Source organism: Acidisoma sp. (assembly GCF_965199065.1).
Taxonomy (GTDB): Bacteria; Pseudomonadota; Alphaproteobacteria; order Acetobacterales; family Acetobacteraceae; genus Acidisoma.
In genome coordinates, this window is record NZ_CBDAQN010000003.1 from 819,015 (window position 1) to 832,397 (window position 13,383).

Here is a 13,383-nt window from a genome sequence, read left to right on the forward strand (position 1 = left end):
CGGCTCCTTCAGGACTTGGTGGGCGCAAGGCGCCCGAGCAGGCCGGCGGGCCGGGCGATCAGCACCAGGACCAGCAGAGAGAAGATGATGACGTCGGCCCATTTCGCGCCGACATACTGGCCGGCCATCGCCTCGATGAGGCCGATGATGATGCCGCCGATCATGGCGCCCGGGATGTTGCCGATGCCGCCGAGCACGGCCGCGGTGAAGGCGCGCAACCCGGAGGTGAAGCCGATGCCGAAATTGGTGAAGTTGTAGTAGAGGCCAAAGATGAACCCGGCGGCGCCGGCTAGCGCCGAGCCCAGGAAGAAGGCCGTCATGATGACGCGGTTGACGTTCACCCCCATCATGAGCGCGGCGTCCGGGTCCTGCGCCGTCGCACGCATCGCCTTGCCGAGCTTGCTGCGCTGCACGAACATGTAGAGCCCGCCCATCAGCACCGCCGACATCACCCAGATGATGACCTGGAAGATCGTGACCTGAGCCGTGCCGAAGTGGAAGGTCAGCGACGGGATAGGGTTCGGGAAGTTTTTCGTGTTCGCGCCCATCGTCAGCATGACGGTGTTCGACAAGACGTAGGAGACGCCGATCGTCGTGATCATCGCCATCGGTCCCTGCACGCCCCGCAAAGGCCGCAGCGCCAGCCGTTCGATGATGACGCCCAGGAAGCCGCAGGCGGTCATAGTCACGATCAGGGTCACCAGCAGGACGCCCACGAGCGGTGCGCCGTGCAACAGAACCGATTGCCCGTCGAGCCCGAACAGGCTGAGCACGCCCATCGCAACGAACGAGCCGATCATGAAGACGTTGAAGTGGGAGAAGTTTATGAGCTCCAGGATGCCGTAGACGATCGTGAAGCCGAGTGCCAGCAGGGCATACATCGAGCCGAGGCTGAGCCCATTGATTATCTGTTGAAGGAGGAGATCGAAGGGGCTCATTTCGTTTTGATCCCGGCTCTATCAGAAGAAGGTAAATTGTGGCGTGGACGCTTTGGCGTCTGTGTTCCACATGACGGTCGGGTTATCCGCACCGCGCAACCGATGGCCGCACCGTCGCGCGAGATATGGCCGCTGGAGCGTTCCGGCGTCAGAACGCTCCAGCTTCATCGAAAAACTCAGCTCTGCGGAGCCACACCGACGTACTTGAACTGGTGGTTCACGTCGTCGATCGGATAGGCCGGGTCGTGGACGATCTGGAAGACGCTGACGACGCGTTGCTTGATGTCGCCATTGGCGTCGAAGGAGACCGGCCCCTGTAGCGTATCGACCGTCGAATTGGCGATTGCGGTGCGAACGTTCTCGCGGTTCGGCGTCTGACCGGCGGCGATCACCTTCTTCAGCGCGGCGATGATGACGAGGACACCGTCATAGGCGGTGATGGCGTAGTCGTCGGGCTGCTCGTTGTAGGCCGAGGCGTAGGCGTTGATCCAGGCGGTGACCTTGGGGTCCGCGAGCGTGTGCGGGGAGGCATTCGTGATGTACCAGCCTTCCGCCGCTGGGAAGCCGGCACCCGTCGTGATGTCGGGCGAGTAGATGCCGTCGCCGCCGCCCTTCTTGATGTTCGGCACTGTCGCGTAGGACGCCTTGACGACCTTGACGCCCGCCAGGGCAACGCCGCCGAAGTAGAGCGAGCTCGCGTTCAGCGACTTGATCTTGGTCATGACGGAGCTGTAGTCGGATGCGGTAGGGTCGAGACGGTCGCGCCCGAGTACCTTTACGCCCTTGGCCGCGGCCTGCTTCTGGAAGGCATCGGCGAGACCGACACCATAGGCGCCGCTGTCGTCGAGCACGTACACGTCCGGCACCTTGAGAACCTCGGCGTAGAAATTCGCCATGTTCGGGCCCTGGAAGGCGTCCGTCGTGACCGTGCGGAAGAAGACGGGCTTGCCGCCCGGCATGTACTGCGCGGCGAATTCGGGGTTGGTGAGGTCGGGGTTGGTCGCCGAGGGCGTGATGATGGTGAGGTTGCCCTCGCTGAGGATCGGCGTCATTGCCTTGGCGGCGCCGCTCATCTCAGGTCCGATAGCTGCGAGGACCTTCGGATTGGACACGAACTTGCGGGCGTTCGTCGCGGCCTGCGCCGGGTCATACTGGCCGGCGGTCGCCGTGGCATCGTTGAGGACCAGACCCTTCAACGAATAGCCTGGGATTGCGCTGGCGTCGTTCGCCTGGCTGATGCCGAGCAACGCGCCGTTCATGATGCGCTTGGCGCCGGCGGCGTCGCCTCCCGTAATCGGCAGGTCGATGCCGATGATGATGGTCTTGTCATCGGCTTCCGCGATGGTCGGCAGGCCGAACGCCGCCCCCAGCGCGGTGCCGGCGATCAGGCCTGCCGCGGAACGTCTCGTAATCATATTTCAAATCTCCCAGGTCAAACGTGCACGCATTGTTACGGCTGCGTCGAGGCCGTGCCCGGCCAAGCCAAGCAAGCATCGGGCCGTCGCCGAAGTCCAGCGAAAACAGCCCGTTTTGGCAGCGGTCCGTTCGCGCTCCAGTCCTATCAGTGCTTGAACGCCTTGTCCCAGACCACGTAGCTGAAAGCGCCGGCAGGAGCCTTCGAAATGACAGGCGTGGATTTGGTCGACAGAAGCTCGTTTACCGTCCGCTGATAATCCGCCGGCTGCAGGTAGCCCCAGGGCGTGTTGCCGATGAGCTGCACGATGCCCGCCACCATGCGGGTCTGGTGTTGCTTTGTCAGCACGCCCGCCGTGTCGGCGGCAAGCAGGATGTTCACGGCCTCGGCCTGATGGGCAGAGGCATAGTCCCAGCCCTCTTTAGAGGCTTTCAGGAAACGCGCGAGCTTGTCCACGGACGCCGGATTGCTCAGCGACGACTGGCGCACGTAAAGCCCATCCTCCAGCGTCGCGACATGCTCGGCCTGATACTTGAAGACGATCAGCTGAGACGGCTTCATGCCTGCCTCGATCAACTGCCAATATTCGTTGTAGGACATCGTGGAGATGCAGGCGGCCTGCTTCTGAAGTAGCGGATCGACGTTGAAGCCTTGTTTCAGCACCGTCACGTCCGGCTTGGGGCCGTCGGTCGTGTAGCCGAGCTTCGCCATCCAGGACAGGAACGGATACTCGTTCCCCGAGAACCAGACGCCGAGGGTCTTGGCCTTGAAATCCGCGGGCGTCTTGATGCCGCTGTCGCGCCGGCAGGTCAGCTCCATGCCCGAATGCTGAAAGACCTGGGCGATGTTGACGATGGGCACGCCCTTCTCGCGCGTCGCCAGCGCAGAGGGCATCCAGTCGATGACGACATCCGCGCCGCCGCCGGCCAGCACCTGATCGGGGTTGATGTCGGGACCGCCGGGCTTGATCGTCACGTCGAGGCCGTCGGCTTTGTAGAACCCTTTGGCGAGCGCCACGTAGTAGCCGACAAACTGGCCCTGCGTCACCCATTTGAGCTGCAGCGTGAGGGCATCCGCCGCATGAGCCTTTTCTGCGGTCGCCGCCAGGAACGGCGCCATCGCGAACGCGAGCAGAAGGGCCACAGCGGCTGTAGCAAGCCGCCGCCTCAACCGTTGCATCATCACAGTCCCTCCACAGGAAGCCGCTGGGTGCGCTAGCACCGAGATTGCAGGAGCAAGTTTGATGCCGCCGCTATCTGCGTCGGCTTCGCAGAGACGGATGCCAGAAGGTCACCCGCCGCTCAACTGAAACGAGCACGGCGAAGCTGAGCGAACCCGCCACCGCCGCGACAGCGATCGTCGCCCAGACGATGTCCAGGTTCATGCGAGCGGCCTCAGTCGAGATCCGGAAACCCATGCCCCTGATCGGGGTGCCGAAGAATTCAGCGACAACAGCACCAATGAGGGCAAGTGTCGAGTTGAGCTTCAAGGCGTTGAAGATCATCGGCATGGCAGCCGGCAGACGCAGCCGGACCAGGGTCTGCCAATAGCCGGCGGCGTAGGTACGCATGAGGTCGCGCTCCATGGCGTCGGTCGCGGCAAGCCCCGCCCGCGTGTTCACGAGCATTGGAAAGACCGTCATCAGAACGACCACGGCGGCCTTGGACGGCCAGCCGAAGCCGAACCACATGACCATGATCGGGGCGATGCCGATGATGGGCATGGCGCTGACGAGGTTGCCGACGGGGGTGAGGCCGCGCTGCAGAAAGGGCGAGCGGTCGATGCCGAGAGCCAGAAGGAAGCCGGCGCCGCAGCCGATGGCGTAGCCCGCCAGCACCGAGTGCAGGTAGGTCTGTTCGAAATCGATCCGCAGAACCGCCGCACTCCGCCAGATGGCGCGCGCGATGGCCGAGGGCGGCGGCAGGATGACGAAGGGGACATGCAGGCCCACCGCCAGCATTTCCCACAGCCAGATCACCAGGAGGCCGAACAGGATCGGCGACGCCAGCCGGTCCGCCCGCGTGTCGCCCCGCGCGAACAGCGACATGGCGGTCACCAGGAGCACCAGCCCGATCGCGGCCATGATCCAGGGCACGGTGCCGAAGCTGTCGACGTTCGTGCGCGCCAGCGTGCAGAACAGCAACGCCGCGGCTGCCATGATCCATTGCGAGCCGCCCCGCTGGTTCTCCCTGGCGACAGGCGCCATCACATCCGGCCACCGCGGATGGCGGTGACGCCCTGCTCGGCGAGAGACACCAGCAGCAGGCCGAAGACCGCGAGCAGGCTCGCCATGACGAGCGCGCTCCACATCATCATGGTCTGTCCGTAGTAGCTGCCGGCGAGCAGGCGGGCGCCGAGCCCCACCTGAGCCCCCGTCGGCATCTCGGCGACGATCGCGCCGGTGACGGCCAGGGCGACCGCGACTTTCAGGCTCGGGAAGAGGAACGCCATGGAGGCCGGCCAGCGCAGCTTGGCGAATACCGTCCCGCGTCCGGCGCTGTAGGTCCGCATGAGGTCGAGTTGCAGCGGATCGGGCGTGCGGAAGCCCTTCACCATGCCGACGGTGACGGGGAAGAAGGTGAGATAGCCGACGATGGTGGCCTTCGGCGTGAGGCCGGTGATGCCCATGACGCCCAGCGCCACCACGAGCATCGGCGCGATCGCGAGGATGGGGATGGTCTGGCTCGCGATCACCCACGGCATGACCGAGCGGTCGAGCGTGCGGACGTGGATGATGCCGATGGCGAGGGCTACCCCGAAGGCGAGGCCGAAGAGAAGGCCCACGCCGGCTGCCTCGGCGGTATATCCCGCCTGGAGCAGCAGGTTGCGCGGCGAGGACAGGGGGTAGCCGAACACGCTGTTGAACAGGGCGCTGGCGATCTGGTCAGGCGCGGGCAGCACCGGCCTGTCCATCGACCAGCAGGCCTGAGCGATGTCCCACCAGCCGGCGGGCTGGCTGGGGTCCATGAGCGCCTCGGCCTGCGGCGCGTTCAACCAGACCGCGCCCGCGTACCAGAGGATGAGGATGCCCAGGACGACGGCCGGGATCGGGAGGATGCGAGACCACATCGGCTAGGGGACATGCCCGTAGCCGAGGTGAAGAGCCTCGCGCACGCGGCGGGCGACGCTCAGGAAAGCCGGCGTATCCCGGTCCTCCAACGAGCGTTGACGTGGCAGATCGCTCAGGATCACCTCGACGATGCGTCCGGGCCGGGCGGACATCACCACGATATGCGTCGAGAGAAACACCGCCTCGGGGATGGAGTGGGTGACGAACACGCCGGTGAGGCCCGTCCGCGTCCAGAGTTCGCGCATGTGCAGGTTGAGCCCGTCGCGGGTGATCTCGTCGAGCGCGCCGAACGGCTCGTCCATCAGCAGCAGGCTTGGCTTGAAGCTGAGGGCGCGGGCGATGGACACCCGTTGCTGCATTCCACCCGACAGCTGCCAGGGGAACTTCCGGGCGAAGTCCCTCAGGCCCATCAACTCGATGTAATGGGCGGCCTCTGCCCGCCGCCGCTCGGGTCGCAACCCCATGATCTCGAGCGGCAGCATGATGTTCTGGGCAACCGTCCGCCACGGCAGCAGCGCGGGTGCCTGGAAGACGTAGCCATAGGCACGGGCGAGCCGCGCCGCCTCCGGGGTCATGCCGTTGACGCGCAGAAGCCCGGAGGACGGCTGCACCAGATCGGCGATGGCGCGCAGCAGCGTCGTCTTGCCGCAGCCTGACGGCCCGATCAGCGAGACGAAATCGCCCTGCCGAATGGTGAGGTCGACCTCCGACAGGGCCAGCGTGGCGCGGTCGCCCTCGCCGAACTGGACCGAGAGCTTCTCGGCGGCCACGGCGATGGCGGGGACCGCCGGCCGGGTCTCGACCTCCCGGTCCGCGAGGGTCGCCGTGCTCACGCCCGGGCACGCTCGACGAGTGTGGAATCCATGGCGAGCACGGCCTGTAGCAGGACATTGGCGCCAGCGGCGACGTGTTCGGGCTCGGCGCTTTCCAGTTCGTTATGGCTGATGCCGCGGGCGCAGGGCACGAAGATCATCGAGGTCGGAGCCACGGCGGCGACATAGGCGGAGTCGTGGCCGGCGCCCGAGATGATGTCGCGATGCGGGAAGCCGCCCTGCTCCGCCGCATGACGCACCGCGCCGATGCATTCGGCATCGAACCGCACGGCGGGCGAGTTCCAGATGCAGCTAACGGCGTGGGTCACCGCGCTCGCCTCGGCAATTCCTGAAAGAGCCGCGTGCAGCGCCTGCTCCATGCTCGCCAGCACCGCATCGTCCGGGTGCCGGAAATCGACGGTGAAGAAAACCTCGCCCGGGATGACGTTGCGGCTGTTGGGCCGCGCCTCGATGAGGCCCACCGTGCCGACCGCATCTGGTGCGTTCCTGATGGCAATCTGATGGACTGCCTCGATCATTCGCGCCGCGGCGAGCAGCGCGTCATGCCGCAGCGGCATCGGCGTCGAGCCGGCATGGCTGTCGTTGCCGGTCACCGTCACCTCATACCAGCGCATCCCCTGAACGCCGGTGACCACGCCGATGACGCGGTCCTCGGCCTCCAGAATCGGACCCTGCTCGATATGAAGCTCGAAATGCGCGGCGAGCGGATGCTGGCCGCAGGGCTCCTCGCCGACGAAGCCTATCTCCGTCAGGGCGTCGCCGAAGCGGACACCGTCGCGATCTTCACGGGCATAGGCCCAGTCGCGGGTGAACTGGCCGCCGAATACGCCAGAGGAGAGCATGGCAGGCGCAAACCGCGAGCCTTCCTCGTTGGTCCAGTCGATGACCTCGATCGGGTGGGTGGTCTCGTAGCCGGCGTCGCGCAACGTGCGGAGCAGTTCGAGCCCTGAGAGCACGCCGATGATGCCGTCATATTTGCCGCCGGTCGGCTGCGTATCGAGATGGCTGCCGATGGCGATTGGCGGCAGGCTGTTGTCGCGGCCAGGGCGGCGGGCGAAGATATTGCCCATGTCGTCGATGGTGACGGTGCAGCCGGCCTCCTCGCAGGCCGCGATGAACCAGCGCCGGACCTCGGCATCGAGTTCGGTCAGCGTCAGGCGCTTGATGCCACCCTTGGCCGTGCCGCCGATCTTCGCCGTATCCATGATCGTGTCCCAGAGCCGGGCGGGGTCGATCGCGAGGTTGGGCAGGCTCATGCCAGAACCTTCGTGGTCAGCGGGTCGGCGTCGACCCGGAGCGGGTTGTTAGGGTGCTCCTTCCAGGTCGCGAACGGCAGTCCCGTCTCGGCGGGGTGCATGGTGATGCAGTTGTCCACCGGGCAGACGTGCGAGCAGAGGTTGCAGCCGACGCACTCCTCGTCGATGACCTCGTAGCGGCGCTGTCCGTCCACGCGTAAGGCGGCGATGGCCTGATGGGCGGTGTCCTCGCAGGCGATGTGGCAGAGGCCGCACTGGATGCAGAGGTCCTGGTCGATCCGGGCGAGCGTCTTGAAGTTGATGTCGAGATCTTCCCAATGGACGAAGTTCGGCACCGCGCGGCCCTGGAAGTCCTTGAGGCGGGCGTAACCCTTGCTGTCCATCCAGTTCGACAGCCCCTCGGTGAGGTCGTCGATGATGCGGAAGCCGTGATGCATCGCCGCGGTGCAAATCTGAACGGTGCCCGAGCCCATGGCGATGAACTCGGCCGCATCGTTCCAGGTGGAAATGCCGCCGATGCCGGAAATGGGCAAGCCCGCCATGTCGCTCTGGCGCGCGATCTCGCCGACCATGCGGAGCGCAATGGGCTTCACCGCAGGGCCGCAATAGCCGCCATGAGTGCCCATGCTGCCCACCACAGGCGTCGGCGCCATGAGGTCGAGATCGACCGAGACGATCGAGGTGATGGTGTTGATGAGGGACACCGCATCGGCCCCGCCACGATGGGCGGCGCGCGCAGGCTGCAGAATGTCCGTGATGTTCGGCGTGAGCTTCACGATGACCGGCATCCGCGTGTGCTGCTTGCACCAGCGCGTGACCATCTCGACGTATTCGGGGACCTGCCCGACCGCCGAGCCCATACCGCGCTCGCTCATGCCATGCGGGCAGCCGAAGTTCAGCTCGATACCGTCGGCGCCGGTGTCCTCCACCAGCGGCAGGATCGCCTTCCAGGCCTCCTCGACGCAGGGAACCATGAGGCTCACCACGATCGCGCGGTCTGGGAAGGCGCGCTTGACCGACTTGATCTCGGCGAGGTTCACCGCCAGCGGACGGTCGGTGATGAGTTCGATGTTGCTGAAGCCCATGACCCGCTTGCCGCCATAGCCAATTGCGCCGTAGCGGCTGGAGACGTTGACGATGGGCGGGTCCTCGCCGAGCGTCTTCCACACCACGCCGCCCCAACCGGCGCGGAGCGCGCGGACGACGTTGTACTCCTTGTCGGTCGGCGGCGCGGAGGCCAGCCAGAACGGGTTGGGAGATTTGATCCCGGCGAAGGTGACGGAGAGGTCGGCCATTCTGGTTCTCCGTTCAGGTCAGGTAGCGGTCGATGGCGTGGGCGGCATCCCGGCCGTGGGCAACCGCCTGAACCGTTAGGTCCTCGCCTTCCCCAACGCAATCGCCGCCGGCGAAGACCCCCGGCAGCGAGGTCCGGTAGTCGTCGTCGATCGTGATACGGCCGCGAGCCATGGCGGGTAGTTCATGACCGGCAATCAACGGCCCGTCGGATAAACTCTGTCCTATGGCGGTCAGCACGAGGTCTGCCGGGGCGCGGACGCGTTCTTTCGTGACAACCAGACGGGTGCCCTCAAGCTGCGTCCTGGCGAAGGTGATGAAGCCGCCGCGAACTGCAACCGGCGTCAGCCAGTGCCGGATCGTCACACCATGCGTCTGCGCCCAGTCCTGCTCGACTTTGGTCGCACCCATGTGCTCGGGCCCGCGGCGATAGGCGATGGTCACCGTCTCGGCGCCAAGCATCCGCGCCTGGGTTGCGGCGTCGATCGCCGTGTTGCCGCCGCCGATCACCACGACATGCCCCATGACGACGGCCTCGGCCTCGGCAGGCGACTGGCGCAACGTCTCGATGAAGCCGAGGGCATCGACGACATCAGGCAGGTCCTCGCCCGGGATGCCGAGCGTGTTGGGGTCTGCGAGGCCAACGCCCAGAAAGACCGCGTCGAACCGCCCCCTCAGCTGGTCGAGCGTGAGGTCCGGCCCCAACGGCGTGCCGTATTCGATGGTGATCCCGCCGATGCCGAGGATGAACTCGACCTCGCGGCGGGCGAAATCATCCACCACCTTGTAGGCGGCGATGCCGTATTCATTGAGGCCGCCGGGCTTGGGCTTGGCCTCGAACACCACGACCTCATGACCGAGCATCGCCAGCCGATGGGCACAGGCGAGACCGGCAGGTCCGGCGCCGACCACCGCCACGCGGCGGCCCGTGAGCGGCGCGCGGGTAAATGGGTGCTCACCCGTCGCCATGAGGAAGTCGGTGGCATGGCGCTGCAGGGAGCCGATGGTGACCGGTTTGCCCTGCTGGACCTGGCGGACGCAGACCTCCTCGCAGAGAACCTCTGTCGGGCAGACGCGAGCGCAGCTGCCGCCGAAAATATTGCTCTCGAGTATGGTGACGGCGGAACCGCGCAGGTTGCCGGTGCTGATCTTGCGGATGAAGCCGGGGATGTCGATGCCGGTGGGACAGGCTTCGACGCAGGGCGCATCGTAGCAGTAGTAGCAGCGGTCTGCCTCGACCCGCGCCTCGTCCGGCGTCAGCGGCGGCGTCATCTCGCCAAGCCGGGCGGCGACCTCGGCCGCCGTCAATCCGTTTGCAACACGGTCATCCAACCCTGCCGACATCCGACCCCCGCCCCGCCCCAAAGGGGAATGCTGCTGAAAGCGGCACGAGGTGTCAACGAAATCAACCGAGCGTGAGGTTCAGACGGGAGCGCCCGAACCTCACATCAAGGCTCAGACGTGGTCGCGGAGACGCCCGCCAATCGCCCCGGACACCGCGGCGATGAAGGCGCCGATGAGCATCGAGACGAAGGTGTAGAGTGCGAAGCCGGAAGCCGCCTTGCGCGCGGCATTGGCCGCCTGCTTGGCCTTCGCCACCGCTACCTGCTCCTGCGCCACGGCGTTGGTCACCCGCCCCTGCGCATCGGCGAGTGTGACGCCGGTTCGCGCCGCCACCAGCTGCGCGAGGTAGGTCTGGTCCGACTGGTCAACCGAGCCGGTCACGCCCTGCGCCAGAATGCCGCTCGCTTCGCTGCGGTCCTGCGCTGTCGCCTGCGTGCCGCCGGGATTGGCGGGCCGGAACAGCGTGTCGAGCATGTAGGCGGAAGGCGCGGTGCTGCTGGCAGCGGTCGCGGCCGCATGCGTGCCGGTGCCGAGCAGAGAGGATGCGCCGCTTGCCACGATGCCCACAACGAACACGGAGGCGACGGCCCAGCTCAGCAGACCGTTGGCGGTATCGCGAAAGAAAACCTCGCGGGTGTGGACCGCGGTCCAGCGGGTCCGCAGGCGGCCGGTCATGTAGCCGCCGAGCGCCGACGAGACCCACTGAACGATGATGAGCCAAATCGCCGCCAGCACCGTGAACGTGGTGGCCGACGGGTTGCCGGTGAAAGGCGAGACCGAGGCGAGCCCAAAGCCCGACCCCAGAGCGAGCAGCATGATGGTGAAGGCGGTAGCGATAAAGGCACCGGCAAACACCGCCGGCCAGGACACGGCCGATAGTGGCGCTTCCGGCGCTGTCGCGGCGCTACCGTACTGCCCGGCCGCCAGGGGCTCAGACGTGGTGATGACTGCCATGGTCAGAGTCCGATCAATGGAAGAACAGCAGAAGAAGAATGATGATTGGAATGGGAATACCCAGAAGCCAGAGAAGAATACCGTCACCCATTGTCGTCGTCCTTTTGCCTGTTGTCTGGGCCCTAACTCCCTCGGGCACCATCGGGACTACCAATGTTGTTCGGCCGAACGGACCTGCAAGGCCCGCAACTGGACAAGTGCTTGCCGCACCGGGTCCACGCTGGCGCGCTCGGCTGCGCGGGCGTGGAAATGCTCCGCGCCTTTCCGGTCGCCTGGAGTGCGGAAACCTGCGTCAGCTGCCCTTTTCGTAGATCGCCTTCGCATTGCTGGGATCGATCCGCATCGTCGGCACGGTGACGAGGCGCGGCACCGATGTTGCGCAGTCGATGAGGATTTTCTTGGCGAGGTCGAGCGCCTGAGCGGCACCCGTGGGATAGACGAATGTCGCCGCCCATTCGCCATCGGCGACAGACCGGATGCCGCCCGACGGCCCGGGTAGCCCATCGGTGCCGATGATCTTCACCTGGCCGAGCTTGCCGGCCTGTTTGACGGCGATGTACGCGCCGGACGCCGCGAGGTCGTTGCTTGTGTAGACAAGCTTGATATCGGGATGCGCCTGCAACATCGCCGAGAATACCGTGACGGCCTTGTCCTGCATCCAGTCGACCGGCTGCACCGCGACGATCTTGATCTTGGGGTTGCTCGCGACGCCGGCCTCAAAGCCCTGCAGCCGCTCGATCGCGGGGGATGAACTCGGCAAGCCCTCGAGAATGGCCACGTCGCCGCCATCCGGCAGAAGCGTTGCCGCATACTCGCCGGCCTGCTTGGCGATGGCGCGGTTATCGCCGCTCACGAAGCTCGTATAGTCCTGGCCCTCGGTGCTGCGGTCCAACTCGATGACCGGAATGCCGGACTTGTAGACGCGGCTGACGATGGGCGTCAGCGGCGCCGCCTCGTATGCCGAAATGAACAGGATATCGACCTGCTGGGTGAGGAAGTTCTCGACCTGCGAGACCTGCGTATTGTCGTTGGCCTGCCCGTCCGCGATCACCAGCTTGAACTGCGGGTAGTTCTTCACCAGCGCCTGCATCTCGTGGTTGACCTGCGCCCGATACGGCTCCTTGAAGTTCGCCTGGCTGAAGCCGATGAGATATTGGTTGTTGGGACCGCACGTCTTGGCAAGAGGCTGGGCCGCTTGCGCGAGCGACGCAAAGGACAATGCGGCCAGCGCAATCGCGGCGACGCCCGTCGTGCTGAGAATCTTGGACCGTTTCATCGGCTATTTTCCTTGTTCTTGGTTTATCTTGAGCTTCCGTCGCGCACGCCGACCAGCGATTGCAGGCCCGCCGCCAAAACGATGATCGCGCCGGTCGCCAGAAGCTGCATGGCGGCGCTGACATCGTTGAGTTGGAGAATATTCGCGAGCGCTCCGAGCATGACGGCGCCCGCGATGGTGCCGATCATGCTGCCCGCACCGCCGAAGAGATCCGTGCCGCCAATGACGACGGCGGCGATGGCGCTCAACTCGTAGCCCGTCCCGTCATTGGGACTGCCGAAGCTGAACTGTCCGGCATGGACGATGCCTGCGATGCCGGAGCAAAGCCCGCTCAGCCCGTAGACCGAAATCTTGACCCAGCGCACCGGGATGCCGGACAGCCGCGCCGCCCGCTCGTTCCCTCCGACCGCGAAGACGTAACGGCCGTAGCGGGTTTGATCGAGCAGGAAGGTCGCGAGCGCCGCCAGAACGAGGAAGACCAGGGTGGCGACGGGGAAGGTGTCGCCGAGCAGACGCTCGCCGAGGATCGCGAACGCAGGCGGCGCGTTGCCCGGCCCCTGGCCGTAATTGATGTTGATGAAGGTGTTGTTGGAGGCGATCAGAGCGAGGCCGCGCGCCGCCTGCAAACCCGCGAGGGTCACGATGAAAGCCTGGATACGCAGGCGCGTGGACAGAAAACCTTGCACCAGGCCAAACAGCGTGCAGACGACGATGACCAGCGGCAGCGTGCTGCCCAAGCCCCAACCCTGGTTGATGAACAGCGATGCCGTCAGCACGCTCGCAAGGCCGAGAACGGCGCCGACCGAAAGATCAATGCCGCCGGCAATGATCACGAAGGTCATGCCGAGCGCGAGAATGCCGGTCTCCGAAATCGATCGCACGATGTTGGCGACGTTCTCGGTCTGGAGAAACAGGATATGGCCGTGCCGGCGCGGCGAGAAGATAATGCCGCCAATGAGCACCAGGATGAGCCCGAGCAGGCTCTGGAAACGAATGAGGTAGCTC

The 13,383-nt window shown here is 65.6% G+C and carries 12 protein-coding genes; all 12 read right to left on the reverse strand.

What is annotated here, in order from left to right; all coding sequences use genetic code 11:
* Positions 1-8: 8 nt before the first annotated feature.
* The 12 genes from ACOEQ1_RS11940 to ACOEQ1_RS11995 all read right to left on the reverse strand — a co-directional run bounded on the left by ACOEQ1_RS11940 (position 9) and on the right by ACOEQ1_RS11995 (position 13,340).
* A complete protein-coding gene (locus ACOEQ1_RS11940; protein ID WP_419759474.1) occupies positions 9-938 on the reverse strand; it encodes a branched-chain amino acid ABC transporter permease in 930 nt (309 codons plus the stop codon).
* A gap of 176 nt (positions 939-1,114) precedes the next feature.
* Positions 1,115-2,353, reverse strand: coding sequence for a branched-chain amino acid ABC transporter substrate-binding protein (locus tag ACOEQ1_RS11945; RefSeq protein ID WP_419759475.1), 1,239 nt, complete (start codon positions 2,351-2,353; stop codon positions 1,115-1,117).
* A gap of 146 nt (positions 2,354-2,499) precedes the next feature.
* Positions 2,500-3,534, reverse strand: coding sequence for an ABC transporter substrate-binding protein (locus ACOEQ1_RS11950; protein WP_419759476.1), 1,035 nt, complete (start codon positions 3,532-3,534; stop codon positions 2,500-2,502).
* Between the two features lie 70 nt (positions 3,535-3,604).
* On the reverse strand, positions 3,605-4,558 hold the full coding sequence (locus ACOEQ1_RS11955; protein ID WP_419759477.1) for an ABC transporter permease: 954 nt from the start codon (positions 4,556-4,558) through the stop codon (positions 3,605-3,607).
* Positions 4,558-5,421: an ABC transporter permease gene (locus ACOEQ1_RS11960; RefSeq protein ID WP_419759478.1), complete on the reverse strand. Its 864-nt coding sequence runs from the start codon at positions 5,419-5,421 to the stop codon at positions 4,558-4,560. The genes ACOEQ1_RS11955 and ACOEQ1_RS11960 overlap by 1 nt, the downstream gene beginning before the upstream one ends.
* 3 nt (positions 5,422-5,424) lie before the next feature.
* Positions 5,425-6,255 carry an ABC transporter ATP-binding protein gene (locus tag ACOEQ1_RS11965; protein ID WP_419759479.1) on the reverse strand — a complete coding sequence of 277 codons (831 nt, stop codon included), beginning with the start codon at positions 6,253-6,255 and terminating at the stop codon, positions 5,425-5,427.
* Positions 6,252-7,511 carry a Zn-dependent hydrolase gene (locus ACOEQ1_RS11970; RefSeq protein WP_419759480.1) on the reverse strand — a complete coding sequence of 420 codons (1,260 nt, stop codon included), beginning with the start codon at positions 7,509-7,511 and terminating at the stop codon, positions 6,252-6,254. The genes ACOEQ1_RS11965 and ACOEQ1_RS11970 overlap by 4 nt, the downstream gene beginning before the upstream one ends.
* The gene (gene preA, locus ACOEQ1_RS11975; protein WP_419759481.1) at positions 7,508-8,806 is read right to left on the reverse strand and encodes an NAD-dependent dihydropyrimidine dehydrogenase subunit PreA; all 1,299 of its coding nucleotides are present in this window, start codon (positions 8,804-8,806) and stop codon (positions 7,508-7,510) included. Before preA ends, ACOEQ1_RS11970 begins: the two co-directional genes overlap by 4 nt.
* Positions 8,807-8,819: 13 nt before the next feature.
* Positions 8,820-10,148 (reverse strand): NAD(P)-dependent oxidoreductase, encoded by a 1,329-nt coding sequence (locus ACOEQ1_RS11980; protein WP_419759482.1) that lies wholly within the window; start codon positions 10,146-10,148, stop codon positions 8,820-8,822.
* A gap of 111 nt (positions 10,149-10,259) precedes the next feature.
* Complete coding sequence (locus tag ACOEQ1_RS11985) at positions 10,260-11,102, reverse strand: hypothetical protein (RefSeq protein WP_419759483.1); 843 nt, start codon at positions 11,100-11,102, stop codon at positions 10,260-10,262.
* 292 nt (positions 11,103-11,394) lie between these two features.
* Positions 11,395-12,378 (reverse strand): substrate-binding domain-containing protein, encoded by a 984-nt coding sequence (locus ACOEQ1_RS11990; RefSeq protein WP_419759484.1) that lies wholly within the window; start codon positions 12,376-12,378, stop codon positions 11,395-11,397.
* 23 nt (positions 12,379-12,401) lie between these two features.
* On the reverse strand, positions 12,402-13,340 hold the full coding sequence (locus ACOEQ1_RS11995) for an ABC transporter permease (RefSeq protein WP_419759485.1): 939 nt from the start codon (positions 13,338-13,340) through the stop codon (positions 12,402-12,404).
* Positions 13,341-13,383: the final 43 nt, after the last annotated feature.

What these genes read in the sequence shown, in the direction of transcription:
- ACOEQ1_RS11945 (WP_419759475.1), bottom strand. Translation starts at nt 2,353, where the DNA reads ATGATTACGAGACGTTCCGCGGCAGGCCTGATCGCCGGCACCGCGCTG.
- ACOEQ1_RS11960 (WP_419759478.1), bottom strand. Translation starts at nt 5,421, where the DNA reads ATGTGGTCTCGCATCCTCCCGATCCCGGCCGTCGTCCTGGGCATCCTC.
- ACOEQ1_RS11990 (WP_419759484.1), bottom strand. Translation starts at nt 12,378, where the DNA reads ATGAAACGGTCCAAGATTCTCAGCACGACGGGCGTCGCCGCGATTGCG.
- ACOEQ1_RS11980 (WP_419759482.1), bottom strand. Translation starts at nt 10,148, where the DNA reads ATGTCGGCAGGGTTGGATGACCGTGTTGCAAACGGATTGACGGCGGCC.
- ACOEQ1_RS11955 (WP_419759477.1), bottom strand. Translation starts at nt 4,558, where the DNA reads ATGGCGCCTGTCGCCAGGGAGAACCAGCGGGGCGGCTCGCAATGGATC.
- preA (WP_419759481.1), bottom strand. Translation starts at nt 8,806, where the DNA reads ATGGCCGACCTCTCCGTCACCTTCGCCGGGATCAAATCTCCCAACCCG.
- ACOEQ1_RS11985 (WP_419759483.1), bottom strand. Translation starts at nt 11,102, where the DNA reads ATGGCAGTCATCACCACGTCTGAGCCCCTGGCGGCCGGGCAGTACGGT.
- ACOEQ1_RS11940 (WP_419759474.1), bottom strand. Translation starts at nt 938, where the DNA reads ATGAGCCCCTTCGATCTCCTCCTTCAACAGATAATCAATGGGCTCAGC.
- ACOEQ1_RS11950 (WP_419759476.1), bottom strand. Translation starts at nt 3,534, where the DNA reads ATGATGCAACGGTTGAGGCGGCGGCTTGCTACAGCCGCTGTGGCCCTT.
- ACOEQ1_RS11970 (WP_419759480.1), bottom strand. Translation starts at nt 7,511, where the DNA reads ATGAGCCTGCCCAACCTCGCGATCGACCCCGCCCGGCTCTGGGACACG.